Genomic DNA, 23935 nt, shown 5'->3' on the forward strand with positions numbered 1-23935 from the left:
AGACTTCCTCCACACCTACAACCACCACCGCTGCCACACCGCACTCGACGGACACCCGCCCATCAGCCGCGTCAACAACCCTGCGGGTCAATACAGCTAGGCAGTACCGGCGGGCGCACGGCGGGACAGGGCGGCCTTCGCGTACAGCAGGTGGGCGATGGCCTCGGCGGCGAGGATCAGTACCACGAGCCACGGCGCGAGCACGTCCGCGCCGAGGACCACCAGGAGAGGGACCGCGATCCCGGGCAGGGCCCAGACCGCCACCTCGCGCAGCGGCCGGCCGAACCGCAGCGCGATCAGGGCGTGCGCTCCGTGATAGACCGCCAACCCGCCGGCGAGGGCCCACACCGCGCCCCTCGCCAGATGGTCATGGCTGGACTCCTCCACGGCCGTGGCGAGTCCGGCGGCCATGGAGATGACGGCGGCGGTGACGAAGAAGTGCAGGAAGCCGCCCACGTCACGGGCGAGGAAGAAGGCCTCACGGGTGCCGGCGGTGCCGATGACGCGCTCCGCCGCGGTCGCGGCGAAGTCGAAGTAGGACCACCACAGCGCGGCCAGCAGGACGAATCCGAGCACGGCCACGATCCCGGCCCGGGCGGTCCAGGTGTGGTCCGTGGCGGTGATCAGGGCCAGCACCGACTCCCCGAGGACGATGATCACGAAGAGGCCGACCCGTTCGACGAGGTGGCCGGTATGGACCCGCCCCGGGATGCCTCGCCCCCGCGCGGTCAGCAACAGGACCATCTCCGCCAGGAGCAGCACGGCCCACACCCCGTAGCGCCAGGGAGACGGAACCGCCGCCGAACCGGCCCAGAGCAGCCCGGAGAGCAGACAGTAGGTCAGCGGCCGCCAGCGGGGCACCGTGCGGGGCGCGGGGAAGCGGGTGGCGGGCCACCACAGGGCGAGCAGGACGAGGCGGGTGCCGGCGTAGCCGAGGGCGTAGGCAGGGGCCCGGTCCCCGTCCGCCTCGGGCACCGCGGCGGCCATCACCGCGAGGCACAGCATCGCGGTCAGCATGACGAGGCGACGGCGGGCACTGTCGTCCTGGAAGAAGTTGGCGGAGACCGTGAGGTTCGCCCACATCCACCAGGGCGGGAAGTAGAGCCCGAGGAACACGCCGAACTCCCGCCACCCGGGGTCGCCGTGGAGACCGTGCGAGAGCTGGGCGACAACGGCCACGAAGACCAGATCGAAGAAGAGTTCCAGCCATCCGGCGTGTCGGGGCTCCGGCTCCGGTACCGACGTGGGCGAGGACGACGGCGCGGGGGTGTGCGGAGTGCTCATCGGGCCATCCGAGTGGGGATTCGACCGCGGCTCGGTCTGACCGCATCACATCACGAACCGGGTCACTCGTCGGCGAGGCATGCTCACCGAACGACGGCCGGACGCGGAAAGAGGCTTTCCGGGGGCGTCGCGACCGAGCTCGTCGCCCATGCCGTCCGCCAGCATGATCAGCAGCGGCGGTTCCCGCTGGCGGCAATCGGACATCGTCCTGCGCTTCCGTACCGCACGCCGGAGGGCTCGACAGACGTGCCGGGCATCTGCTCTCGTCGGTTCAGGTGTCCGTGGAGGTCCAGCCGTAGACGAAGCGCAGCATGCCGGTCGCGCGGCGGGCATGGTGGAGTGCTTCCCGAGGTGAGTCGCCGACGGCGAGGACCCGGCCGGAGCGGTCGAAGTTGTGCCGGACGGTGGGCTGGGGGCTGCCCGGTTCCCTCAGGAGCGTGACGGCGCGGACATGCGGGAGGCCGCGGACCTGGTCGACGCCCTGGACTTCCAGCAGGGTGAGTGTCGGGGGGCCGGAGGGTGCCGCGTACCAGGCGGCGGCGCTGCGCTCGTGGACGATCTCGTCGGGCAGCAGCAGGCTGACGTCCTCGCCGATGCTCTGCCGTGCGACCAGGTCGTACATGTCCACCCCCGTGGAGAGGTGGACGAGGTCCATGATCGCGTCACCGCCGATCCGGTTGTGCATCTCGATGATCCGCGGGCCGTGCTCGGTGAGCATGACCTCGGTGTGCGAGGGGCAGTCGTGGAAGCCGAACGCGTCGAGGACGCGGGTGACGTACGCCGTCACGGCGGCGTGCTCGTCGGTGGTGAGGGGGGCGGGGATCACGTGGCCCCGCGAGACGAAGGTCACCGGGTCGGTGAACTTGCGGGTGACCGCGACGATGCGATGGCGGCCGCCCGTGGACAGCGCCTCGACGCTGAACTCGTCGCCGTCGAGGAACTCCTCGACCACCACCCCCCTTTCGATGTGGTACGGGCCGACCCGGCGCAGTGCCGCCTCGATGTCCTGCGCGGTGTCGATCCGGGACACCCCGAGGCTCCCTTCGGTGTCCACGGGCTTGACCATGCAGGGCAGGCCGACCTCCTCGACGGCTTCGAGGACGGCCCGGCGGCCTCGTGCGAAGACGAAGCGGCAGCTGGGGATCGCGTGTTCGTCGAGGATCCGCCTCATCCGTGCCTTGTCCAGGACCCGGTCGAACAGCTCGGCATCGACCGTGGTGGGGATGCCGAGCCGCTCGCTGACGGCCCGCACGATGGGATAGGTGTGCTCGTTGTAGGCGGCCACGGCGTCGAAGGGGTACCGGCGGTGCAGGACCTCGGCCGTCTCGGCCCACAGGTCGGTCCCGGCCTCGTCGTCGAGGATCACCACACGGGAGTACGGGCCGACGGCGTCCTCGCGCCGGGCCCGGCCGCGGGGAACGAAGAGCACCATCTCGTGCCCCTGGTCGCGAAGCCGGTCGTGGCACACCCTGTTGGTGCCGATGACGAGAACGCGCATGGTCCCTCCAGGACGTGGTGCGGAGCGGCGCCGGGCCCGGTGCACGGCGTCATGGCGGGTATCCGCATCCCTCCGGGCGCCGGTCCGGATTCCCCCGGGGTGCAAGACACCACCTAGGTCCGTCGAGTCGCGCCGGGACCTTCGGGGAGCGGCACCGAGTCGACCCGGACGAGGTCCCGCGCCGCCTCGGCCTTGGCCATGGCGTCCTTCGTGCTGTCACCGGCGCAGAGCACGTATCCCTGCCGGGAGTCGGAGGAGAGGAGCGGGCCGAGGTCCTGGCCGGGGCGCAGCGTGCACACCGCCCGGATCACGCCCGGTGCGGTCCGGGCTTCGGTGAGGCCGTCCACGTGCCGGACGCGGACGTTCTCCTGGGAGAAGAAGCGGATGGCGGCCGCGGGGGCGCGGGGGACGCGCGGCGGGTCGGGAAGGCCGAGCAGGGCGCACATGGTCTCGGTGATCTGGTCGGCTCCGCTGACGGTTTCGCACATCTCCCAGATCTGGTCGCCGCCGACGCGGGTCTGGGCTTCGATCAGGCGGGGGCCGTGCGGGGTGAGGCGCAGTTCGCTGTGGACCGGACCGGTCTGCTGGCCGATGAGTTCGAGGAACTCCAGGATGAGCTTCTCGATCGCCTCCAGGTCTCCGGCGTCGAGGCGGGCGGGCACCTGGTGGCCGAGTTCCACGAAGCCCGGGAAGCCGGTGGTCAGCTTCTCGGTGACCATGACGACTTCGTGGGCGCCGTGCCGGGAGACCGACTCGACGCTGAACTCGGGCCCGGACAGGAACTCCTCGGCGAGCACCGGTTCCGGGCCGGCCACGGCCGAGGTCCAGGCCCATCGCTCCGCGAGCTGGCGGCCGGACTCGACGACGTAGACGCCTTCGCTGAGACCGCCCGAGGGAGGCTTGAGGACGAGGGGCTGTCCGTCGAGCTCGGCCAGGAAGTCGGCCGCGTCCGCTTCGGTGGCGCACACCCGGTGGCGCACCGGGCTCAGCCCGTGCCGGTCGAGCAGGGCGCGGGTTCTGGTCTTGTCCCGGGTGGCGAGGACGGCGGCCAGGTTGTCCCCGGGAACGCCGAGATCGATCGCGACCCGGGACGCGGGCTCCAGGCCGTACTCGGTGAAGGAGAGCACGGCGTCGAAGGGGTCCGCCCGGTGCCAGTCCCGCACCACGGGTAGGAGCGAGTCGAGGTCTCGGTAGTCGAGTACGGCGTACCGCGCGGCGGCCGCCTCCTGTTCCCCGCTCGCCCGCTCGGGGCTCTGGACCATCGAGTGGCGCAGGCCCAGCGCCACCGCCTTGGGAATCTCGTGCCCCCGGCCGCCGACCAGCAAGATGTGCTGCTGCCTCATGGGCTCTTTGTACCTCACTGACGCAGGCGGGACAGGTCGATGTCCATCCGGTCGGCCAGTGCCCTCGCCCTGGCGACGACGACGTCGAACAGCTCCGAGTGGGTGACGCGCAGCTCGTCCGGATTGAGGGCGAGCGCGAGGAGTTCACCGATGCGCTGGCGGACGTGGGCACGGAGGTTGGCTTCGTCCAGGCACTTGCGGCCGAGTCCGATGGAGTCGCTGAGGAGCTCGATGCGGTGGAACCACAGGGCGGGCAGGTACAGCACATCGCCGGGGCGCAGGACGAAACGCATCAGCCGGGTGTCGGGGGCGGTGCACAGCGCGTCCAGGCCCGGCTCGCCTCCGGGGCCGGGCAGGAGCTCGGCGCCGGGCCCCATGATGTGCCAGAGCTTCTCGCCGACGACCTGCGCGTGCATGACGTCGACGGAGTACGCGTCCTGGTGCAGGCGTGTGATGCCGCCCTGCTGTCCGATCCACAGCTGGTGGTTGGTCGACGCTGCCTCGCCGTACAGGTCCCGCCGGAAGTCGTACTGGGCGATGTCCAGTTCGGGCATGTCCGCCGCGAGGTGGGGAGCGGTGGTCTGGTAGTACCACTCCTGCAGGTAGAGGGGGGCCGCGCCGCTGCCGGCGTTCTCCTCCAGGAGGTCGACGAACGCTCCGAAGGTGGTCGTACGCGCCGCGGCGCTGCTGTAGCTGTCGACGACGACCGGGACGTCCGCGCAGCGCTCGGCGAGGTTCCGGAAGGTCCATTCGCGCACAGAGGGCCAGTCGGCGGCGTACCCCTCCAGCACGACCGGACGGCCCTTGAAGCGGTACTCCCGCTCGAACTCCTCCCGGGTCAGATCGCTGCGGCGTTCCAGTTCCGGGGCGGATGCGAGGAGATCCGCGAGAGGGCCGGAGTGGAAGGCGGCCTCGACCGTCTTGAGGGCGTCGATGTCACGTCGTTTGAGCAGGTTCCGCTCGTTCTGCACGGCCATGGCGATGCGTCTCCTGGATACGGGAGCGGGGCGGGAAGCACAGTTGGGGCGAGGACTCGGGCGACTCGGACAGGACAGGGGCGTCAGGCGGCGAGCAGGCGCAGCACGACCCGGACGGTCTGCTCCCGCTCCGGCACCCGGTCGGGCAGCCAGCGGTGGACGAAGTGGTCGCAGCGCTCGAACCACACGACCTCCGCGGACCGCGCACGGCGGGCGTTGTCGAGGTACCCCTCGATGACCTCGGGCGCGCACACCTGGTCCTGGCGGGCGCCGAAGATCAGCAGGTCGCCGTCGAATTCCCGCAGGGCGGCGTACGCAGGGGAGTCGGAGTGGTTGGCGGGGCGCACCAGGCTGCCGTCGAAGGGCAGATCGATGGCGTGTGCGGGGTAGGCCGCCGGGCAGAACAGCACCAGGGCGCGCGGGCGCAGCTCCCGCACGGTCCACGCGGCGAGATGGGCGCCCAGGCTGGTGCCGACGACCACGGGCGGCCTGTCCTTGCGGAGCCAGGCGGCCGCGGCCAGTGTCTCGGCACGGCGGCGGCGCAGGGTGGAGCGGCTGAGATCGCCGCTGCTGTCGCCGTTGCCGGAGAAGTCGAAGGTGAGCGAGCCGTGTCCGTGGGCCGCCCAAGCGTCGAGCAGGTACCGCGCCCGGTGCCGGGTCGCGGTCGTGCCCAGACCGTGCAGGGTCAGGATCTCCGGATCCGCCCCGCCGGTCCCCGTGGTCCTCGTCGCCGCCAGCCGTTCTCCAGCGGATTCGAAGAAGAACTCCTCCCCCACGGCCCACTCCCTTTCCTCCGCGTCGGACCACTCGTCGGGCTCGACTGTCGGACTCAGCCGTCGGTGTCGGTCGCGCCGACGGTTCCGGCGGCCAGACCGGCTCCCGTGGCCTCGAACCGCTCCTTGCGTACGGTGGGCCAGGCGTCGCGCAGGATGCTGTAGTAGACGACGTCCCGGCGGCGCCCGCCCGGCATGACGTTGAAGCTGCGCAAGACGCCTTCCTCGTGCGCCCCGATGCCGGCCAGCCCCGCGCGTGCTCCGGTGTTGAGGACGTCGGTCTTGAACTCGACCCGTTCACAGCCCAGCTCGTCGAACGCGTGGTCGAGGAGGGCGAGCTTGACGGCTCGGTTGACACCGGTCCGGCGAGCCCCCGCGTACAGCCAGGACCATCCGATCTCCAGCCGGCGTTCGGCGGGAGCGAGATTGCCGTAAGCGGTGCTGCCGACGATCCGGCCGCTGGACCTGTCGATGACGGCGAACACGATGCGGGTACCGGTCAGCGTGTCCCTGATCGCTGTCTCGAGGAACGCATGGAGATCGTCCGCCGTTTCGATCCGCTGGACGAAGTAGCTCCAGATCTCCGGCTCGTACACGATCTGCGAGAACGCCTCGATGTCGGTGACGCGGACACGCCGCAGCGCCACCCGGTCATTGCCCAGTTCGAGATCGGCCAGCCCGTCCCAGCTCACTGTTCCTGTCCCTCCGCTTCCCTCACCAGCACCGGCGCGCCGCCGATCGTGCCGTCGTTGTAGACGCGGTGCTCGTCGTAGACCCGCTCCAGGGCCTGGGCGTAGCGTGCGCCGATCCGTCCTCGCACCAGCTTGTACTGGGCGTTCAGGAGACCGTTGTCGATGGAGAAGGGCTGCTCCGCGACGACGGCCGCGTAGACGCGCTGCTCGTAGCGGAACTCCTCGTTCAGCTTGGCCAGACCGCGGGCGAGCTCCTCCCGGTACGTCCGCGCCCCGCCGGCCCGGTCCACCCCGCCGGGCGAGGCGGCAGGAGAGATCACCACGGTGAGGTAGGGCCGGCCGTCGCCGAACACGGCGCAGTCGTGCACCCCGGGAAGTTCCCGGACGCGTTCCTCCACGAGCGGGACCAGGACGTTGAGCGCCCCGCTCAGCGTGACGATGTCGTCGACACGGCCGTCGATGTAGAGGAAGCCGTCCTCGTCGACGTGGCCGACGTCGTAGGTCCTGACCTCACCGGTGGGCAGGAACACCTTCTCGCTCGTACCGGGTGCGCACCAGGTGTACCGGGTGTTGACGGGGGCGCTGCTGCCGACGATGAGGACGCCGTCCTCGTCGAAGCGGATCCGCTTGTGCGGCAGGACCCGTCCGACGCTGCCCAGCCGGAACGCCCCGGGATGGTTCTTGGAGACGATGCACGTCTCGTTCAGCCCGTAGCCCTCGTAGAGGGGAACGCCGGCATCGTTGAAGAACCGCAGCACCTGCCGGCCTGCGGGAGCGGAACCGGTCCACAGGTAGCGGACGCGGCCGCCGAGCGCCTGCTGGATCGCCGCCTCCCGGTCTCCGGGATCGGCGGGGACCCCGTCGGCCTCGAGCCGGGCCTTCAGCTGCTCGTAGAAGCCGGGCACGCCCATGACGACGGTGGGAGAGACCGCCCGCGCCGTCGTCTCGGCGGTGACCCGGTCGGCCAGGGTGACGTCGTGGCCGTGGACGAGGGCGGAGTAGAACCAGTAGCGCTGCTGCAGGAACCTGACGGGCAGGAAGACGAGCAGGTTGTCGCCGTCGCGGTGATCGAACATCTCCTGGACGGCGGCCAGCGACCGGTTGATGCTGGCGACGGTGACCTCGATGCCCTTGGGAGGGCCGGTGCTCCCGGAGGTCTGCTTGATCGCGCAGATGTCGGCGGGATCATGCCCGGGGTGGGGCGGGATGCCGGAGGGGTCGGTGGGCCCTCCGGTGGAGCCGAAGGCCCACTCGCGGACCTGCGCGATGTCTCGCACCGGACCGGAATCCGGTCCGGCGTCCCCGAGGCGCGCGTCGCCGGCGTCGGCGGTGAAGAGCAGGGTGAGACCGAACTCGGCGAGCACGGCGGACGGCTCGTACCGGTCCGGCTCGATGCCCGCGGTCACCGCGCCCAGCTTGAGCACGGCCAGATCGAGCAGCAGCCACTCGATCCGGTTCGGCGCCATGACGCCGACGCGGTCACGGGCGCGGACCCCCAGCGCGTGAAGCCGGGCCGCCACTCGCAGGGCCGCGGCGTCGAACGCGGCCAAGCTCAGTGAACGGACCTCGTCGCCGTCGCGGTAGTAGAGGCGATGGCGGGTGTCCTGGCAGCTGCCGCGGGCGATGGTACCGATGACGTCGACGGGTGGGGGCGGGCTCTGGGCCGGACCTGGAAGCTGCTCGCTCATCTACGGGGTGTCCTCCTCGAAGGGGGCCGTGCCATCGGGCCGACGGCGGCGTTCAGCCGGGAACGGAGAGCGCGCCGGCCGCAAGCAGGTACGCGTCAAGACGCTCCCAGCCCCGTGACGCGTACCAGTCGCGGTCGAAGCCGCGCAGCGGGCGTACGGGCAGGCCGCCGTGCTGGACGCCGTCCGCGAGGGTGCGCCACAACTCGTCGACGAGGGAGCAGTGGCGCACGGCTTCGCGCAGCTCCCGAAGGGTGTACGCCGGGCCTTCCATGCGCACGAGCCGGATGTCGTAGCAGCCGCGGAAGCCGTGACCGTAGACGGTGAAAGGCGGGTGCCACACCTGGGCGCCCGGCGCCCGGATGGTGAAACGCACCCGCGAGGCGGCGTGGCCGCCGTGGTGGTGCTCGGCGTGTTCGGCGATGTCGGGGATCTGGGGCGGAAAGAAGTAGTGCCGCGTCTCGGGAATGTCCTCGCGGTCGAATTCCCCGGGAGCGAAGTGCCAGCGGTTGTACATCATGCGCTGGGCCGACCGCCAGAGGACGGACGAGGTGTCGTCACCGACGTCGGCCATCCGCGTGGGGTGAGGCAGACAGCAGCAGACGAAGTCCCTCTTCCCCAGTTCCAGCACACCGTCGGCACCACCCGGACGCGCGCCGCGCAGCCGCGTCAGATCGCGGACCGCGCTGCTCATGCCGTAGTCGGAGTCGGTGGAGCAGACGGCGGAGAGCACGATGGCCGCGAGGAGTTCACCGACGGCGCCGTGTCCGGCCCAGTGCCCGGCGCCCGCGGGCACCTCGGCGTCCTCGCCGGTCCGGGCGTCGAGGAGGACGGCGGCGGTGGCCAGGGCGCGCAGGTCGTCCCGCGCCCGGCCCGTCGGTTCGACGCCGAGCTGTCGGCGGCCGTGGCGGGCGACCAACTCGGGCAGGCCGTGAGGGTCGCGGGGCTTCGGAAAGTCTGCCAGGTACTCGTTCTTGACGAAGGTCAGGCCGTTGATGCGCCGGTAGCGCATCAGGGGCGAGTGCCGGTCGACCTCTTCCTGGAGAGCCCGGACCTCCTCCGCCAGGTCCAGCAGCCCGATGCCGTGGAGGTCACGGGAGGGACGCCCGACAGCGGCGGAGTAATTCGCGTACCGGTCAAGGAAGTACTGCCGCAGCCGGGTCGCCGAGAGCTGCCGTCCGTTGAATTCCTCGAACCGGACAGAGCGGCCGCTGCTGAACAGGCAGTGTGCGAGGACCACGAACAACCGGTCCGCCGCGCTCCAGCTGTCCACCGGGCGAATCCGCAAATCTGAGAGGCGACCCTCTCGTGTCAGGGTATTGCTGCCTGCATCGGACTTCGAGAAGACGTCGCGGCCCACGAAGATGTAAACCGTCTCGACCCGCTCGACCCAATCCGCGAGCCGGTCCAGGCGGCTGCCGATCTCCCCCTTGGCTTCCCATTCCCGGAGAATCGTGTCGACCTCGTGGAGTTCGGCGGCCTCACGCGCCTCGACGGACCGCGCCTCCTCCTCGGCCAGCTCCAGCACTTCCGGCGGCACCCGTAACCAGGCGAGCGGTTCGGCAGACGATTTCGGCAGCTCACCCGGCTTCCAGAACGACACGCTGAAGAGCGCCGAACGGGTCACCGCGACGAGGTCCCCACCCGCAGACGGGTCCGTCACGACCTCGAAGTCCGAGCGGCCGAGGACATGTTGGACGAGCAGCCCTTCCCAGGCCGTCAGTCTCTGGCTAGCGAGACGAAAGGAAATCCGCCCCCTGCTGGTGAGTTCACGCAGTAACCAGCCCGACGCTTCCTGTGCACATAAGACGGCAGTGCCCGACTCAGACGAAAGCATGAAATCCCCGTCGTTCGGCAATGAATCGCGTCAACCAATGTGATGGAACGTGCTGTCCAGCCTGACGGAACATCAGCCATCGTGACGGCGTGCCGCCTTCGACGTACACACACATTCCAGCCGTTCATCACCGGAAGAGGAGGCCGTTTCAGCCTGAACAGCGCGCCAGCCGGGCGAGCGCGGCGAGCACCGGCGCGACCCCGTCCTCCACGGCCAGGCGGTCGGCAAGCGCGCGAGCACACGCGCGGTGGGAGTCGTCCGCCGTCGCCCGGCGCAGAGCCTCGGTCAGGGTCCCGGAGCTGAGACGGGGCAGTGGCATCACCCCGGGCGCGGTGCCCAGCGCAGTCAGCCGGGACGCCCAGAACGCCGCGTCGAACTGGACCGGCACCGGAACGTTGGGAACCCCGGCCCGCAGGACGGCGCCGGTCGTGCCCGCTCCCGCGTGGTGGACGACGGCGGCCGTCCGCGGAAACAGAAGGGAATGCGGCACCTCGTCGACGGTCAGGATGTCGTCGCCCCGAGCGTCCAGACCCGCCCAGCCCCGCTGAACGATCCCGCGTACCTTCGCCGCGCGCAGAGCGGTGACGATCTCGCGGCTCACCCGCTCAGGTTCGGGAACGGTGGCGCTGCCCAGGCCGACGAAGACCGGCCGGGGCCCCGCGGCGAGGAAGTCCTCCAGCTCCCGGGACAGCCGTCCGGTCTCGTGCGGCCACCAGTACCCCGACACCTCAAGCCCGGCCGGCCAGTCCCGGGGCCGGGGGACGACGAGCTCACTGTAGCCGTGCAGCACGGGCCACCCCCGCAGCCCCCGGTACCGGCCCGCCGTCACGAGCCCGTGCCGCCGCAGTGACCGTACGGCGCCGGAGAACATCAGCTCCACCGACGTCATGACGGCCCGTCCGCTCAGCCGGTTCCCCACCGTGCCCAGGGACCGTGTCCCCAGGACGGGGGCGAAGAACTCCCCCGTCGGGTGCAGCGGCTGGAGGTGCAGCCCGATGGCCGGCACCGACAGGCCCTCGGCGATGGCGTACCCCATCGGCCCCAGCGCCCCGCCGACCAGCAGGACCTCACCCTCCTTCGCCACCTCCACCAGGGACGCCGTCATCTCGTCGACCAATCCCCGGGCCATCGACGCCAGCCGTACGAGCTTGCCCGCACCGGTCCGCGCCTGATGCAGCCGCCGACCCTGCGCGGAGTGCAGTGCGGCGCGGGGGTCCACCGGAAGCGGATGGAACCGCACCCCCGACCCCGCCACCAGCGGCTCGAACACCCCGTGCGCGGCCAACGTCACCTCATGCCCGGCCCGTACGAGACCGGCACCCAGACCCGTGTACGGCGCGACGTCACCCCGCGAACCCGCCGTCATCATCACGATGCGCACGCCGCCAGTGTGCCCCACCCGGAGCCGACACCACCGGAAAACCCGCCCGCACGGGGCGATCAGAAATCGAACCAACTGGGCTCCTGCCGCAAGGGCATTGCTCAGGTTCTGTACCTCCAGCATCCCACCGCGCAGATGACGCTGCATGCTGGCACTCTCGCCGGTTGTATGGAATCAAAGGCCAAGGTTGCCCAGGTGCGGATGCCGTACGCATAACGGACACTAATATCGGAAACATGCGGCCGGATCCATGTCGCAGGCAGTTGCCACCACGCAAGAACATCGTTCCGTGGATCCCGCATCGAGGTGCCGTCAATCGGCTTTTCAAACGATCCCAACGAGAACGAGATGGGGCGGTCACCGTGATGTACGACCTGCTCGCCGGCAGTTGGACCTACCGGAGCTTCATCAATCGGTCCGACCTCCTCCCCGGCCTCGACCCCGAGCACATCGTGGAGGACGCCGTCGCCAAGTGGTCCCGCTACCTCTTCGCCCAGGGGGTGATGACGTTTCACCCGACGGTCACGGGCGCACTCACCGGACTGTTCGAGATGGGCACCGATGAAAGTCCGCTCGACATGCACCTGAACGGCAAGATCGAGGATCGCGGCGGAGTCACCTGGATCAAGTGGAACGCCCATGGCCTGCCCGAGACACCGAGCGACGGCTGGCTGTACGAGTACGACGGGTACTTCACCGCCATGTGGCCGGACGGCCGCCGGCAGATCGACGCGATCGTCGGTTCGGTCGTACGCACCGCGCCGCACGACGACCTCGCGCCGAACCAGACGGCGGATCGCGCGGCCGGGGCCGGCAGTGTCGCCTCGTTCGTCATGGTGCGCCCCTCGTTCGTCGAGGCTCGCGATGTGATCGGGCTTCCCCCTGAGCTGCTCGAAATGCTGGGATCACGGTCCCATCGCCTGCACCACGCGATCTGGCACGGACTGCGGGACAATTGGTCCACTCCGAGCGATGGCGACATCTCAGACGACGACAAGGTGGAGATCACCAACCTCGGTTGGGCCCCGCCGCACCCGAATCAACGCCCCACACGCGGAACCGTGGATCTCCGCGAACCGGACAACGGCGCCGGTGAGGATTTTCTCTACATGCACCGCCAGATGATCCAAGAGGTCCGTGAGCTGCTGAGCGGACAGGGCCTGCCCGTGATCGAGGCATGGACCTCCATCCCCTCCCCGAACCGGAAGTCACGGAACCTCGACGGGTTCTCCGTGCCCCAGGCCTGGGATCAGGGACAAGGCGATGCCGCTTTCAAGGGGCTGGCGGTCATCAAGAGCGATGAGTACTGGCAATCGCGGATGACGTTCCTCGAGCGGAAGTTCAAGGATCCGGAATACCTTGCGACGCTGTCCCTCGACCAGCTCGGCGCGAAGATCGAATGGTTGATCCACAATCTGATGCACATCCGGTGGTGCTCGCGTCAGACAGATCCCGCAAATCCTCTCGTGCCGCTGCCCGGCGGCCGGCCGCCCACCGACACGTCCGACAAGTGGATCAAAGCCACGCGTAACGGCAAGCCCTTCTACTACGACGATCTCAACGACACGTTCTCCTCGCACGTACACCCCGTCTTCTGGCGCCTGCACGGCTGGGTCGACGACCGCATCGAGGATTGGTACGCGGCGCACGCCGCCGCGCATCCAGGGCAGGTCACACGCACGACCGTCGGAACCGTCTCCTGGTTCGCCAAGGGAGCATGGGTCAGCGTCGAGACACCGTGGGTGGGCCCGACGGTCGCTGGACATGGTCCGGGTGGCCATGCCGACGGACACGACCACGACCACGACCACGGTGGGCAGGGCCAGCACGGATACGACGTGGCCGTCATGCAGCGGGTCTACGACCTGATCTTCAAGCCCGGGACGACAGCAGCGGTCGCGGCGCCGGCAACACCGACGATGCGCAGCGTCCGGTTCACGGACAAGATCCTCAGGAGCGTACGCCCCGAGACCGCGGTGCTCTAGCGCGACGCCGACATGCTCTGTGCGGGGTTCCCGTTCGTGTCGGGGTCAGCTCGTAGTCGGCGTTCGGGGCCCGCCTCGTGACGCGGACGCGGGCTCCCTCACCCGTCCGGACTGTCCTGACGATCGCCTCAGGCGTACCGCTGCGAAGCTGGAAGCCCCCAACCCCAACAAGCCTTCACCGGCAGCCGAAGGATCTCTGGATGTCCTGTCACGGGCCGGTGGGAGAGGTTGCCCCATGCGAACCGACGACGATGTGAGGGACCTGCCCCTCTTCATCCTGAAGCGGATCAAGACCTCCCGGGACTGGGATCGTTTCCTGATCGCCCAGGCCCAGCGTTACGTGGTGCGTGCCCTGCCCGAGGCCAAGGCGCGCACCTTGTACGGCGACCTGACCCGGGTGGCGGCAGGACTGAACGGCGCCAACGAGACGGTCACCCCGATGGACGCCTTCGCCCGAATGGAACCCCTGCTGGAGACGTTCACCGACATCGAGGACCTGTGTCCGCCGCCGAGACGCCTTCCCATCAAGATCAAGTGGCCGAGGGCGGCGCAGGACGTGGACGTCGTCGAAGGCCCGGTGCCCGACCCATGGCTCGTCATGGGCCCGGTGCCCGACCCGTGGCTCCCGTTCCCCGACATCACGCCCGTCCGGGCCCTTCCCGTACTGGAAGCCCTGGGCTCGCTGGCCGAGGCCTTCACCGACGGTCAGGCCGCCAAGCAATTCCGGGAAGCCCTCGCCAGAGCCCAGTCCGACGTCGCTTAGCGTCACGTCGGCAAACGGGTACCGCCGTTCCCGGGACGGGAGCACCGACCACGCCGGCCCTCGGCGGCTCCCGGGCGTGCGTTCGACCCGATGTGCGGCGCCTTCAGGGCCGGCGGGGATCAGAAGCCCTGGGCCAGCCGGTGGTAGGCCTGGTTCCAGCGCAGTTCCTTGGTGAAGCGGCGCATCGTCGTGTCGTCGTCGATCACCAGGAGCTCGACGCCGAGCATCTCGGCGAGATCGTCGAGCTCCTCGGTGCCGACCGCTCCGGACAGCACGGTGTGGTGTGGCGCGCCGGCGGTCAGCCAGGCCTCGGCGGAGGTGGGCAGGTCCGGGCGCGGCTTCCAGACGGCGCGGGCGACGGGCAGCTTGGGCAGCGGCTCCGGTGACGGGACCACGTCGACCTCGTTGGCGACCAGCCGGAACCGGTCGCCCAGGTCCGCGAGGCCGACCACCACGGCCGGACCGGGCTCGGCGTCGAAGACCAGGCGGACGGGGTCCTCGCGGCCGCCGATGCCGAGCGGGTGGATCTCGCACGAGGGGGTGCCGGAGGCGATGCTCGGGCAGACCTCCAGCATGTGCGCGCCGAGGATCAGCTCCCTGCCGGACTCCAGGTGGTAGGTGTAGTCCTCCATGAAGGAGGTGCCGCCGGGCAGTCCGCCGGCGGTCACCTTGAGCGTGCGCAGCAGGGTCGCGGTCTTCCAGTCCCCCTCACCGCCGAAGCCGTATCCGTCGGCCATCAACCGCTGTACCGCCAGGCCGGGCAGCTGGCGCAGACCGCCGAGATCCTCGAAGTTGGTGGTGAAGGCCTTGAAGCCGCCCTGTTCCAGGAAGCCCCGCAGGCCGAGCTCGATGCGCGCGGCGTAGCGCAGCGACTCGTGGCGCTCCCCGCCGGCCCGCAGTTCGGGCGCGAGGCGGTAGGTGTCCTCGTACTCCTTGGCCAGGTCGGTGACCTCGGCGTCGTCCGTCGCGTCCACGACGGCGACCAGGTCGTTGACGCCGTAGGTGTTGACGGAGACCCCGAAGCGCAGCTGGGCCTCGACCTTGTCGCCCTCGGTGACGGCCACGTCGCGCATGTTGTCACCGAAGCGGGCGAGCCTGAGGCCGCGCAGTTCGGCGCGGCCGGCCGCGGCACGGGCCCAGGTGGCGACCCTGGCGGCCACGGCCGGGTCGCTGACGTGTCCGGCGACGGTCTTGCGGGCGACGCCGAGGCGGGACTGGATGTAGCCGAACTCGCGGTCGCCGTGGGCGGCCTGGTTCAGGTTCATGAAGTCCATGTCGATGCTGTGCCAGGGCAGTTCGACGTTCGCCTGGGTGTGCAGGTGGAGCAGCGGCTTGCGGAGGGCGTCCAGTCCGGCGATCCACATCTTGGCCGGCGAGAAGGTGTGCATCCAGGCGATCAGGCCGATGCAGCCGTCCGCGGAGTTGGCCTCCAGACAGACCCGGCGGATCGCGTCGGCGTCGGTGAGGACGGGCTTCCAGACGATCTCTACCGGGACGGCGGGGTGGCGGTCCAGGGTTTCGGCGATGCGCTGGGACTGCTCGGCGACCTGGCGCAGCGTGTCCTCGCCGTAGAGCCCTTGGCTGCCGGTCAGGAACCAGACCTGGCGGCCTTCGAGTGGCTTGCTCATGGGGTGGCTCCTCACCGGGCCTGGGGCTGGCCGTAGACGTTCTGGTAGCGGAAGTTGAGGCTGTCGATGTCCGCCTGGGCGATCGGCAGGGGCTCGCCGAGCTGGCGGGAGAGGTGGACGGTGCGGGCGACGTCCTCGCACATCACGGCGGCCTTGACCGCCGCCTTGGCGTCCTTGCCGATGGTGAAGACGCCGTGGTTCTGCATCAGGACGGCGGGCGAGCGGTGGCCCTTGAGGGTGTCCACGATGCCCCGGCCGATCGAGTCGTCGCCGATCAGGGCGAAGGGGCCGACGGGAATCTCGGCGCCGAACTCGTCGGCCATCGCGGTGAGGACGCAGGGGACGGCCTCGCCTCGGGCCGCCCAGGCGCAGGCGTAGGTGGAGTGGGTGTGCACCACTCCACCGACCTCGGGCAGCTGGCGGTAGACGTAGGCGTGCGCTGCGGTGTCGGAGGAGGGCGCGTGCTCGCCTTCGACGACGTTGCCGTCCAGGTCGCAGACGATCATGTCGCCGGGCGTCAGCTCGTCGTAGGAGACGCCGCTGGGCTTGATGACCAGCAGGTCCTCGCCGGGAACGCGGGCGGAGACGTTGCCCGCCGTCCACACGACGAGGCCGTAGCGGACGAGTTCCTGGTGGAGGTCGCTGACCTGGTGGCGAATGGCGTCGATGGTCACGTTCACAATGCCTCGCTCGGGGTGGTGAGGGCGGCGTTCCGGATGTCACGCAGGCGGTGCAGGAGCTTGTCCGCGCCCAGGCCGAAGGAGTCGTGCAGGGCGCGGTACTCGGCGAAGAGCAGGTCGTACGTGTCGGCGGCGGCCCGGTGCGGCTGGTAGGCGCCCCGGTGCACCCGGCCCATGGCGGCGGCCGCGGCCCGGACGTCCGGGTGGGCTCCGGCGGCGACGGCGGCGTGGATCGCCGAGCCGAGCGCCGGGCCCTGCTCCGACGCGGCGACCGAGACCGGGCGGCGCAGCACGTCGGCGTAGATCTGCATGAGCAGGGGGTTCTTCTTCAGTCCGCCGGTGACGATGAACTCGGTGACGGGGACGCCGCCCTGCTCCAGTGTCTCGACGATGACACGGGTGCCGAAGGCGGTGGCCTCCAGGAGTGCGCGGTAGATCTCCTCGGGACGGGTGGCGAGGGTCAGGCCGGCGATCACCCCGGAGAGGTGGTGGTCGACCAGGGTGGAGCGGTTGCCGTTCATCCAGTCGAGCGCCACCAGGCCGTGCGCGCCGACGGGTCGGGCAGCGGCCTTGCGGGTGAGCAGCTCGTGTGGGTCTTCGCCGGTCTCCTCGGCCTCGGCCAGGTAGTCGGCCGGCAGGCCCTGGCGCAGCCACCAGGCGAAGATGTCCCCGACGGCGCTCTGTCCGGCCTCGTAGCCGTACGAGCCGGCGATGATGCCGTCCTCGACCACGCCGCAGATGCCGGGGACGTCGGCGAGCGTGGCGCCGTTGACGACGTGGCAGGTGGACGTGCCCATGATGGCCAGGAGTTGGCCGTTGTCGACGGCGCGGGCGGCCGGTGCGGCGACGTGCGCGTCGACGTTGCCGGCGGCGACCGCGATGCCTTCGGGCAGGCCGGTCCACTGGGCGGCCTGCGCGGTGAGCGAGCCGACCCGGGAGCCGAGCGGGGAGAGCGGGTGCTCAAGGCGGGTGCGGGCGAAGTCGGCGAAGTCCGGGTGGAGCGCGGCGAGATAGTCCTCGCCGGGGTAGCTCCCGTCCTGGTGGATGCCCTTGTATCCGGCGGCGCAGGTGTTGCGGCTCTCGGTGCCGGTGAGCTGCCAGACGATCCAGTCGGCTGCCTCGATCCAGCGGGCGGTAGCGGCGTATACGGCCGGGTCCTCTTCCAGGACCTGGAGGGCCTTGGCGTACTGCCACTCGGCGGAGATCCTGCCGCCGTAGCGGGAGATCCACTTCTCGCCGCGGGCGTGGGCCAGTGCGTTGATCCGGTCCGCCTGGCCCTGGGCGGCGTGGTGCTTCCAGAGCTTGGGCCAGGCGTGCGGGCGCGCGGCCCACTGCGGAAGTTCGGCGAGCGGAGTGCCGTCGGCCAGGGTCGGCAGGACGGTGCAGGCGGTGAAGTCGGTGGCGATCCCGATGACGTGAGCGGGGTCGATGCCGGCGGCGGCGAGCGCGGCCGGGACGGTGGTGCGCAGCACGTCCCGCCAGTCGGCGGGGTGCTGCAGCGCCCAGTCGGGCGGCAGCCGCCGGCCGGTGCCGGGCAGCTCGCGTTCGATGACGGCGTGCGGGTACTCGTGGACGGCGGCTGCGACTTCCTCGCCGTCCCGTACGCGGACCACCACGGCACGGCCGGAGAGGGTGCCGAAGTCGATGCCGACGACGTACCGGTCGGTGTCGGGGGCGGCGGGGATCACGGTCACTTCCTCATCCTTCGTACGGGAGGTATGCGTGGTCGTCTGTCACAGCCGCCGTCGTCGGCCCCCTTCGGGGGGCGGAACGTGGGGCCGCCGGAGGACGGACCGAAGCGGGGATTCCGGCCTGGCAGGCAGCTCGGGGGGTGTTTCCGTTGGCGCTCAGAGGAATTGTGAGCGTTAACAATCGCCCCGTCAAGGGCATCGCGACCGGGCGCCGCCCTCGAACCGGGTGAGCCCGATGTTTCGAACCGCTATGAGTTCAACGTCGGTTGGCGGGGGCAACGCTGCGGCGCAGCACCATCTCCGGGGTGATCTGCGCATGAGCCCGGGAGACCGCCCCGCCTTCCAGCTCTTCGACCAGCAGTTCCAGAGCACGGCGGCCGAGCTCGCCGAAGTCCTGCCGCACGGTGGTCAGCGGCGGGATGAAGTACGCGGCTTCCGGAATGTCGTCGAAGCCCACCACGCTGATCTCGTCAGGGACGGACCGGCCGGCCTCGTGCAGGGCGCGCAGCAGGCCGAGGGCCATGTGGTCGTTGGCGCAGAAGACGGCGGTGACATCCGGCAGTTCGGCGATCCGCAGGCCCGCCTGATAGCCCGAGCGGGCGCTCCAGTCCCCGCGCTCCACCTCGGGCACGGGTGCGCCGGCCGCCTGCAGGGCGAGGCGCCAGCCCTCCTCGCGATCCTGGCTCTCCAGCCAGTTGGCCGGGCCCGCCACGTGGTGCACGGTACGGTGCCCCAGGTCGAGCAGGTGCCCGGTGGCCGCCCCGGCACCGTAGCGGTTGCCCACCGACACCATGGGCACCCGGGTCTGGTTGCCGGAGCCGACCGCGACGAGCGGTACGGAGCTGGAGAGCCGGGCCACCGCGCTGACCGCGGAGGTCTGCGGCGCGATCACGACGACACCCTCCACCCCCTGGTCCCGCAGCCGGTCGACGGCCTCCTGGACCGACCGGCCGTCCAGGGAGCGCAGGCTGGTCACGCTCACGAAGTACCCGGCGCTGCGCGCTGCCCGCTCGATGCCCTCCAGCATCGAGGCCGGGCCGTAGAGCGTCGAGTCGAAGCTCACCACGCCGAGCGTCTGGGAGCGGCGGGTCACCAGGGCTCGGGCCGCGGAGTTGGGCCGGTAGTCCAGCTCCCGGATGGCGGCCACCACCCTGTCGCGGGTGTCCGGCCGCACGTGCGGGGCGCCGTTGAGCACGCGGGACACCGTCTGGTGGGACACCCCCGCCAGTTTCGCCACGTCCGCCATCACGGGCTGGCGATGTTCCGTCCCGGCACTCTCGGTTCCCACGCGTCATCCTCCTCGGCCATGAACCACAGTACGCGACCAGGTCCAGGCCAATCCGTCACCCTCGGTCCAACGATGCCTCTCTTCTTACCAGCCGCCAAGGGGCAGCCGTCAGTGATCCCCAGACCCTTGACGCCACCCTTGTGAGCGTTAACACTTCACCACGCCAGGCCAGAGCCACCGCAGCCCCCGACGCCCCGCAGCCCGAGGGAACGGTCCCGGCCGGCCCCGCCCGACCGCTCCCAGTCGCCCAGTCAGGGTCGCTCTGCGCCGGTCGCGGAACACCACTGGAGGAACTGTGCGAAAGATTTCGGCGGGCCTCGTCGCCGCGGGCCTGGTGCTCTCGCTGGCGGCCTGCGGCCAGAGCGCCAACGGCGTCGGCGACGGCACGGCCAAGGCAGACGCCAAGGGCGACGCCAAGGGCGGACTGGTCGGCATCGCGATGCCGACCAAGTCCTCGGAACGCTGGATCAACGACGGCACCAACATGGTCAAGGAGTTCCAGGCCAAGGGCTACACGACCGACCTGCAGTACGGCGACAACGTGGTCGAGAACCAGGTCTCCCAGGTGGAGAACATGATCACCAAGGGCGCCAAGCTGCTGGTGATCGCCGCCATCGACGGTTCCTCCCTCACCAACGTGCTGCAGAAGGCCGCCGACGCCCACATCCCGGTGATCTCCTACGACCGGCTGATCCGCGGCACGGCGAACGTCGACTACTACGCGACCTTCGACAACTACAAGGTCGGTGTTCTCCAGGGCGGTTACATCGCCGACAAGCTCGGCCTCAAGGACGGCAAGGGCCCGTTCAACATCGAGCTGTTCGCCGGCTCGCCGGACGACAACAACGCCGGATTCTTCTTCAACGGCGCGATGAGCGTCCTCAAGCCGTACATCGACAAGAAGAAGCTGGTCGTGCGGAGCGGCCAGACCGACTTCAACCAGGTCGCCACGCTGCGCTGGGACGGCGGACTCGCCCAGTCCCGGATGGACAACCTGCTGAGCAAGTCGTACACCAACGCCCACGTCGACGCCGTGCTCTCGCCGTACGACGGCATCTCGATCGGCATCTTCTCCTCCCTGAAGGGCGTCGGCTACGGCACCGCCAAGTCGCTGCCGATCGTCACGGGCCAGGACGCCGAGCTGGCCTCGGTGAAGTCGATCATCGCGGGCGAGCAGACCCAGACCGTCTACAAGGACACCCGCGAACTGGCCAAGGTCGCCGTCCAGATGGGCGACGCGGTGCTGACCGGCGGCAAGCCCGAGGTCAACGACACCAAGCAGTACGACAACGGCGTCAAGACCGTCCCGGCGCAGCTGCTGCAGCCGGTCAGCGTCGACAAGGACAACTACCGGAAGGTCCTGGTCGACAGCGGTCAGTACACCGCGGACCAGCTCAAGTAGCCCGCGGGGCCCGGTTCCGCCGGGCCCCACGCCGAACCGGCGGTGCGGAATCCGGGAGACCTCGGCCCCCGAGGGCTCCCCCACCGCACCGCCCCGAACGATACGGACGCACAACCATGGCTGGACCCGTTCTCGAAATGCGGTCGATCAGCAAGTCGTTCCCCGGCGTCAAGGCGCTCTCGGAGGTCAACCTGAGCATCGCCGCCGGTGAGGTGCACGCCGTCTGCGGCGAGAACGGCGCCGGCAAGTCCACCCTGATGAAGGTGCTCAGCGGCGTGTACCCGCACGGCGGCTACGAGGGCGAGATCCTCTTCGAGGGCGAGCCCTGCCGGTTCAAGGACATCAGGGCCAGCGAGCAGCGCGGCATCGTCATCATCCACCAGGAACTGGCGCTGGTGCCGTACCTGTCCATCGCCGAGAACGTCTTCCTCGGCAACGAGCACGCCTCCCGGGGCGTCATCAGCTGGCACCGGACGCTCACGCACGCCGCCGAACTGCTCCGCCAGGTCGGCCTCGACGAGAGCCCGCACACCAGGATCGCCGACCTCGGCGTGGGCAAGCAGCAGCTGGTCGAGATCGCCAAGGCGCTCGCCAAGAAGGTCAAGCTGCTCATCCTGGACGAGCCGACGGCCGCGCTGAACGACGAGGACAGCCGCAAGCTGCTCGACCTGATCCTGGAACTCAAGGCGCAGGGCATCTCCTGCATCATCATCTCGCACAAGCTGAACGAGATCGCCCGGGTCGCCGACGCCGTGACCATCCTGCGCGACGGGCAGACCATCGAGACCATCGAGATCGGCCCCGGGGGCATCTCCGAGGAGCGGATCATCCGCGGCATGGTCGGCCGCGACCTGGAGCACCGCTACCCCGAACGCACCCCCGACATCGGCGAGATCGCCTTCGAGGTCGAGGAGTGGAGCGTCCGGCATCCGATCGACCAGCAGCGCATGGTGGTGGACGGCGCCTCGCTGAACGTGCGGCGCGGCGAGATCGTCGGCATCGCCGGTCTCATGGGCGCCGGCCGCACCGAGCTGGCCATGAGCGTCTTCGGCCGCTCGTACGGGCGGTGGGCCGCCGGGCGGGTGCGGATGCACGGCCGGGAGATCCGTACCCGGACGGTTCCCGAGGCGATCGGGCACGGCATCGCGTACGTCACCGAGGACCGCAAGCAGCTCGGCCTCAACCTCATCGACGACATCAGCCGGAACATCTCGCTGAGCGCGCTCGGCAAGGTCGCCCGGTACGGCCGGGTCGACCGGCACGAGGAGGCCCGGGTCGCCGAGTCCTTCCGGCGCACCATGAACATCAAGACCCCCTCCGTGTTCGCGGAGACCGGCAAGCTCAGCGGCGGCAACCAGCAGAAGGTCGTCCTCAGCAAGTGGATCTTCGCCGAGCCCGAGGTGCTGATCCTCGACGAGCCCACCCGCGGGATCGACATCGGCGCCAAGGCGGAGATCTACACCGTCATCGCCGAGCTCGCCGCCCAGGGCAAGGCGGTGCTCGTCATCTCGTCCGAACTCCCCGAACTCCTGGGCCTGTGCGACCGGATCTACACCATGGCCGAAGGCCGGATCACCGGCGAGGTGGCCCGCGCCGACGCCACCCAGGAATCCCTCATGCGGCTCATGACCATGAGCGCCGCATCCAGCAACGAGCAGGTGTGAGGCATGGCCCAGACCGAGATCATCCCGGACTCGTCCCCGAAGGCACGGCAGGACGGCCCGAGCGCCTCCGCCGGCTCCGTCCTGGCCCGCGCGCTGCGCGGGAACGTGCGCCAGTACGGCATGCTGGTCGCACTCGCGCTGATCGTGCTGCTGTTCCAGATCTGGACGGACGGCATCCTCCTCCAGCCGCTGAACATCACCAACCTGATCCAGCAGAACGGCTACATCCTCATCCTGGCGATCGGGATGATGATCGTCATCATCTCCGGGCACATCGACCTCTCGGTCGGCTCCCTGGCCGCCTTCGTCGGTGCCGCCGCCGCGGTGATGATGGTCGAGCACGACGTGTCGTGGCCCGTGGCGATGCTGGCCGCGCTGGTGATCGGCGCGCTGGCCGGCGCCTGGCAGGGCTTCTGGATCGCCTACCTGGGGATCCCGTCGTTCATCGTCACCCTGGCGGGCATGCTGCTGTTCCGCGGCGGCACCCAGATCCTGCTCCAGGGCCAGTCGGTGGCGCCGTTCCCCAAGGGCTTCCAGAACATCAGCAGCGGGTTCCTCCCCGAGGTCGGCCCGCACACCAACTACCACAACCTCACCGTGCTGCTCGGCCTCGCGGTGCTGGCCGTCGCGATCCTCCAGGAGCTGCGCGGACGGCGCCAGACCGCCTCGTACGGGCTTGAGCTGCTCCCGCTCGGGCTGTTCCTCGCCAAGCTCGCCGTGATCACCGCGGCCGTGGCCGTCTTCACCCTGCTGCTGGCCAGCTATCACGGCGCGCCGATCGTGCTGCTGATCCTGGGCGCGCTCCTTGTCGGCTTCGGCTACCTGATGCGCAACTCCGTCATCGGACGGCACACCTACGCCACCGGCGGCAACGAGGCGGCGGCGAAGCTGTCCGGGGTGAAGAGCAAGCGGGTCGTCTTCCTCGCCTTCACCACCATGGGCGTCCTCGCGGCCCTCGCCGGGCTGGTCTTCGCCGCGCGCCTGAACGCCGGCACCCCGCAGGCAGGCATCAACTTCGAACTGGAGGCCATCGCCGCCGCGTTCATCGGCGGCGCCTCCGCCAGTGGCGGCGTGGGCACCGTACTCGGCGCGATCATCGGCGGCCTGGTACTTGGCGTGCTCAACAACGGCATGTCCCTGGTCGGCGTCGGTACGGACTACCAGCAGGTGATCAAGGGCCTGGTCCTGCTCGCGGCCGTCGGCTTCGACGTCTACAACAAGCGCCGGGCCGGTTCCTGACGGTTTCTGACCGGTTCCGACCGGATCCTGAGCTGCCGCCGGACTCCGGACCGACGCGGACGCCCCCCCCCCCGGGTGGGGGGGCGTCCGCGCGAGCAAGCCGGAGCGGGGAGGCCTCCGACCCG

18 protein-coding genes and 1 pseudogene are annotated in these 23935 nt (G+C 70.0%); 6 read left to right on the forward strand and 13 right to left on the reverse strand.

Annotation, left to right across the window (positions count from 1 at the left end; genetic code table 11):
• Positions 1-100, forward strand: a pseudogene (locus ACZ7HT_RS33230) (IS481 family transposase); the annotation flags it as partial.
• On the opposite strand, the gene ACZ7HT_RS33235 reads toward ACZ7HT_RS33230, so the two are convergent.
• The 9 genes from ACZ7HT_RS33235 to ACZ7HT_RS33275 form a co-directional block, all read right to left on the reverse strand.
• A complete protein-coding gene (locus tag ACZ7HT_RS33235) occupies positions 97-1284 on the reverse strand; it encodes a low temperature requirement protein A (protein WP_471172840.1) in 1188 nt (395 codons plus the stop codon). The pseudogene ACZ7HT_RS33230 and the gene ACZ7HT_RS33235 sit on opposite strands and share 4 nt — an antisense overlap.
• A 271-nt stretch (positions 1285-1555) precedes the next feature.
• The gene (locus ACZ7HT_RS33240) at positions 1556-2782 is read right to left on the reverse strand and encodes an ATP-grasp domain-containing protein (protein WP_471172843.1); all 1227 of its coding nucleotides are present in this window, start codon (positions 2780-2782) and stop codon (positions 1556-1558) included.
• A gap of 113 nt (positions 2783-2895) precedes the next feature.
• Positions 2896-4125, reverse strand: coding sequence for an ATP-grasp domain-containing protein (locus tag ACZ7HT_RS33245; RefSeq protein ID WP_471172844.1), 1230 nt, complete (start codon positions 4123-4125; stop codon positions 2896-2898).
• Positions 4126-4139: 14 nt separating this feature from the next.
• Complete coding sequence (locus tag ACZ7HT_RS33250) at positions 4140-5102, reverse strand: cupin-like domain-containing protein (RefSeq protein WP_471172847.1); 963 nt, start codon at positions 5100-5102, stop codon at positions 4140-4142.
• Between the two features lie 83 nt (positions 5103-5185).
• On the reverse strand, positions 5186-5878 hold the full coding sequence (locus ACZ7HT_RS33255) for an alpha/beta hydrolase (RefSeq protein ID WP_471172849.1): 693 nt from the start codon (positions 5876-5878) through the stop codon (positions 5186-5188).
• A 53-nt stretch (positions 5879-5931) separates the two neighbouring features.
• The gene (locus ACZ7HT_RS33260) at positions 5932-6567 is read right to left on the reverse strand and encodes a GNAT family N-acetyltransferase (protein WP_471172851.1); all 636 of its coding nucleotides are present in this window, start codon (positions 6565-6567) and stop codon (positions 5932-5934) included.
• Positions 6564-8255, reverse strand: a complete 1692-nt coding sequence (locus ACZ7HT_RS33265; protein WP_471172854.1) for an AMP-binding protein — start codon at positions 8253-8255, stop codon at positions 6564-6566. The genes ACZ7HT_RS33260 and ACZ7HT_RS33265 overlap by 4 nt, the downstream gene beginning before the upstream one ends.
• A gap of 52 nt (positions 8256-8307) precedes the next feature.
• Positions 8308-10089 (reverse strand): hypothetical protein, encoded by a 1782-nt coding sequence (locus ACZ7HT_RS33270; RefSeq protein ID WP_471172857.1) that lies wholly within the window; start codon positions 10087-10089, stop codon positions 8308-8310.
• A 148-nt stretch (positions 10090-10237) separates the two neighbouring features.
• Positions 10238-11455 carry a glycosyltransferase gene (locus ACZ7HT_RS33275; protein ID WP_471173013.1) on the reverse strand — a complete coding sequence of 406 codons (1218 nt, stop codon included), beginning with the start codon at positions 11453-11455 and terminating at the stop codon, positions 10238-10240.
• A gap of 377 nt (positions 11456-11832) precedes the next feature.
• Here ACZ7HT_RS33275 and ACZ7HT_RS33280 point away from each other — a divergent pair, with 377 nt between their 5' ends.
• Both ACZ7HT_RS33280 and ACZ7HT_RS33285 read left to right on the forward strand, forming a co-directional pair.
• Positions 11833-13455 (forward strand): hypothetical protein, encoded by a 1623-nt coding sequence (locus tag ACZ7HT_RS33280; protein WP_471172859.1) that lies wholly within the window; start codon positions 11833-11835, stop codon positions 13453-13455.
• 235 nt (positions 13456-13690) lie between these two features.
• Positions 13691-14218 carry a hypothetical protein gene (locus tag ACZ7HT_RS33285; RefSeq protein WP_471172862.1) on the forward strand — a complete coding sequence of 176 codons (528 nt, stop codon included), beginning with the start codon at positions 13691-13693 and terminating at the stop codon, positions 14216-14218.
• 119 nt (positions 14219-14337) lie between these two features.
• On the opposite strand, the gene araA is transcribed toward ACZ7HT_RS33285, so the two are convergent.
• The 4 genes from araA to ACZ7HT_RS33305 form a co-directional block, all read right to left on the reverse strand.
• Entirely contained in the window at positions 14338-15846 is a 1509-nt protein-coding gene (gene araA, locus ACZ7HT_RS33290; RefSeq protein ID WP_471172865.1) for an L-arabinose isomerase, read from the reverse strand.
• A gap of 11 nt (positions 15847-15857) precedes the next feature.
• The gene (locus ACZ7HT_RS33295; RefSeq protein WP_471172866.1) at positions 15858-16520 is read right to left on the reverse strand and encodes an L-ribulose-5-phosphate 4-epimerase; all 663 of its coding nucleotides are present in this window, start codon (positions 16518-16520) and stop codon (positions 15858-15860) included.
• Positions 16521-16522: 2 nt separating this feature from the next.
• Positions 16523-18220: a ribulokinase gene (locus tag ACZ7HT_RS33300; RefSeq protein ID WP_471172868.1), complete on the reverse strand. Its 1698-nt coding sequence runs from the start codon at positions 18218-18220 to the stop codon at positions 16523-16525.
• Between the two features lie 253 nt (positions 18221-18473).
• Positions 18474-19505: a LacI family DNA-binding transcriptional regulator gene (locus ACZ7HT_RS33305; RefSeq protein WP_471172869.1), complete on the reverse strand. Its 1032-nt coding sequence runs from the start codon at positions 19503-19505 to the stop codon at positions 18474-18476.
• 295 nt (positions 19506-19800) lie between these two features.
• Here ACZ7HT_RS33305 and chvE point away from each other — a divergent pair, with 295 nt between their 5' ends.
• The 3 genes from chvE (at position 19801) to mmsB (ending at position 23810) form a co-directional block, all read left to right on the forward strand.
• Positions 19801-20907: a multiple monosaccharide ABC transporter substrate-binding protein gene (chvE, locus tag ACZ7HT_RS33310; RefSeq protein WP_471172872.1), complete on the forward strand. Its 1107-nt coding sequence runs from the start codon at positions 19801-19803 to the stop codon at positions 20905-20907.
• 116 nt (positions 20908-21023) lie between these two features.
• Positions 21024-22571: a multiple monosaccharide ABC transporter ATP-binding protein gene (gene mmsA, locus ACZ7HT_RS33315; RefSeq protein WP_471172873.1), complete on the forward strand. Its 1548-nt coding sequence runs from the start codon at positions 21024-21026 to the stop codon at positions 22569-22571.
• 3 nt (positions 22572-22574) lie between these two features.
• The gene (gene mmsB, locus ACZ7HT_RS33320; protein WP_471172876.1) at positions 22575-23810 is read left to right on the forward strand and encodes a multiple monosaccharide ABC transporter permease; all 1236 of its coding nucleotides are present in this window, start codon (positions 22575-22577) and stop codon (positions 23808-23810) included.
• The last annotated feature ends 125 nt before the right edge of the window (positions 23811-23935 follow it).

The organism is Streptomyces sp. NPDC037410 (assembly GCF_055602235.1).

Bases quoted from the DNA above. Each gene is read 5' to 3' on its own strand.
- ACZ7HT_RS33235 (WP_471172840.1), bottom strand. From the start codon at position 1,284: ATGAGCACTCCGCACACCCCCGCGCCGTCGTCCTCGCCCACGTCGGTA.
- ACZ7HT_RS33240 (WP_471172843.1), bottom strand. From the start codon at position 2,782: ATGCGCGTTCTCGTCATCGGCACCAACAGGGTGTGCCACGACCGGCTT.
- ACZ7HT_RS33245 (WP_471172844.1), bottom strand. From the start codon at position 4,125: ATGAGGCAGCAGCACATCTTGCTGGTCGGCGGCCGGGGGCACGAGATT.
- ACZ7HT_RS33250 (WP_471172847.1), bottom strand. From the start codon at position 5,102: ATGGCCGTGCAGAACGAGCGGAACCTGCTCAAACGACGTGACATCGAC.
- ACZ7HT_RS33265 (WP_471172854.1), bottom strand. From the start codon at position 8,255: ATGAGCGAGCAGCTTCCAGGTCCGGCCCAGAGCCCGCCCCCACCCGTC.
- ACZ7HT_RS33270 (WP_471172857.1), bottom strand. From the start codon at position 10,089: ATGCTTTCGTCTGAGTCGGGCACTGCCGTCTTATGTGCACAGGAAGCG.
- ACZ7HT_RS33275 (WP_471173013.1), bottom strand. From the start codon at position 11,455: ATGACGGCGGGTTCGCGGGGTGACGTCGCGCCGTACACGGGTCTGGGT.
- ACZ7HT_RS33285 (WP_471172862.1), top strand. From the start codon at position 13,691: ATGCGAACCGACGACGATGTGAGGGACCTGCCCCTCTTCATCCTGAAG.
- araA (WP_471172865.1), bottom strand. From the start codon at position 15,846: ATGAGCAAGCCACTCGAAGGCCGCCAGGTCTGGTTCCTGACCGGCAGC.
- mmsA (WP_471172873.1), top strand. From the start codon at position 21,024: ATGGCTGGACCCGTTCTCGAAATGCGGTCGATCAGCAAGTCGTTCCCC.
- mmsB (WP_471172876.1), top strand. From the start codon at position 22,575: ATGGCCCAGACCGAGATCATCCCGGACTCGTCCCCGAAGGCACGGCAG.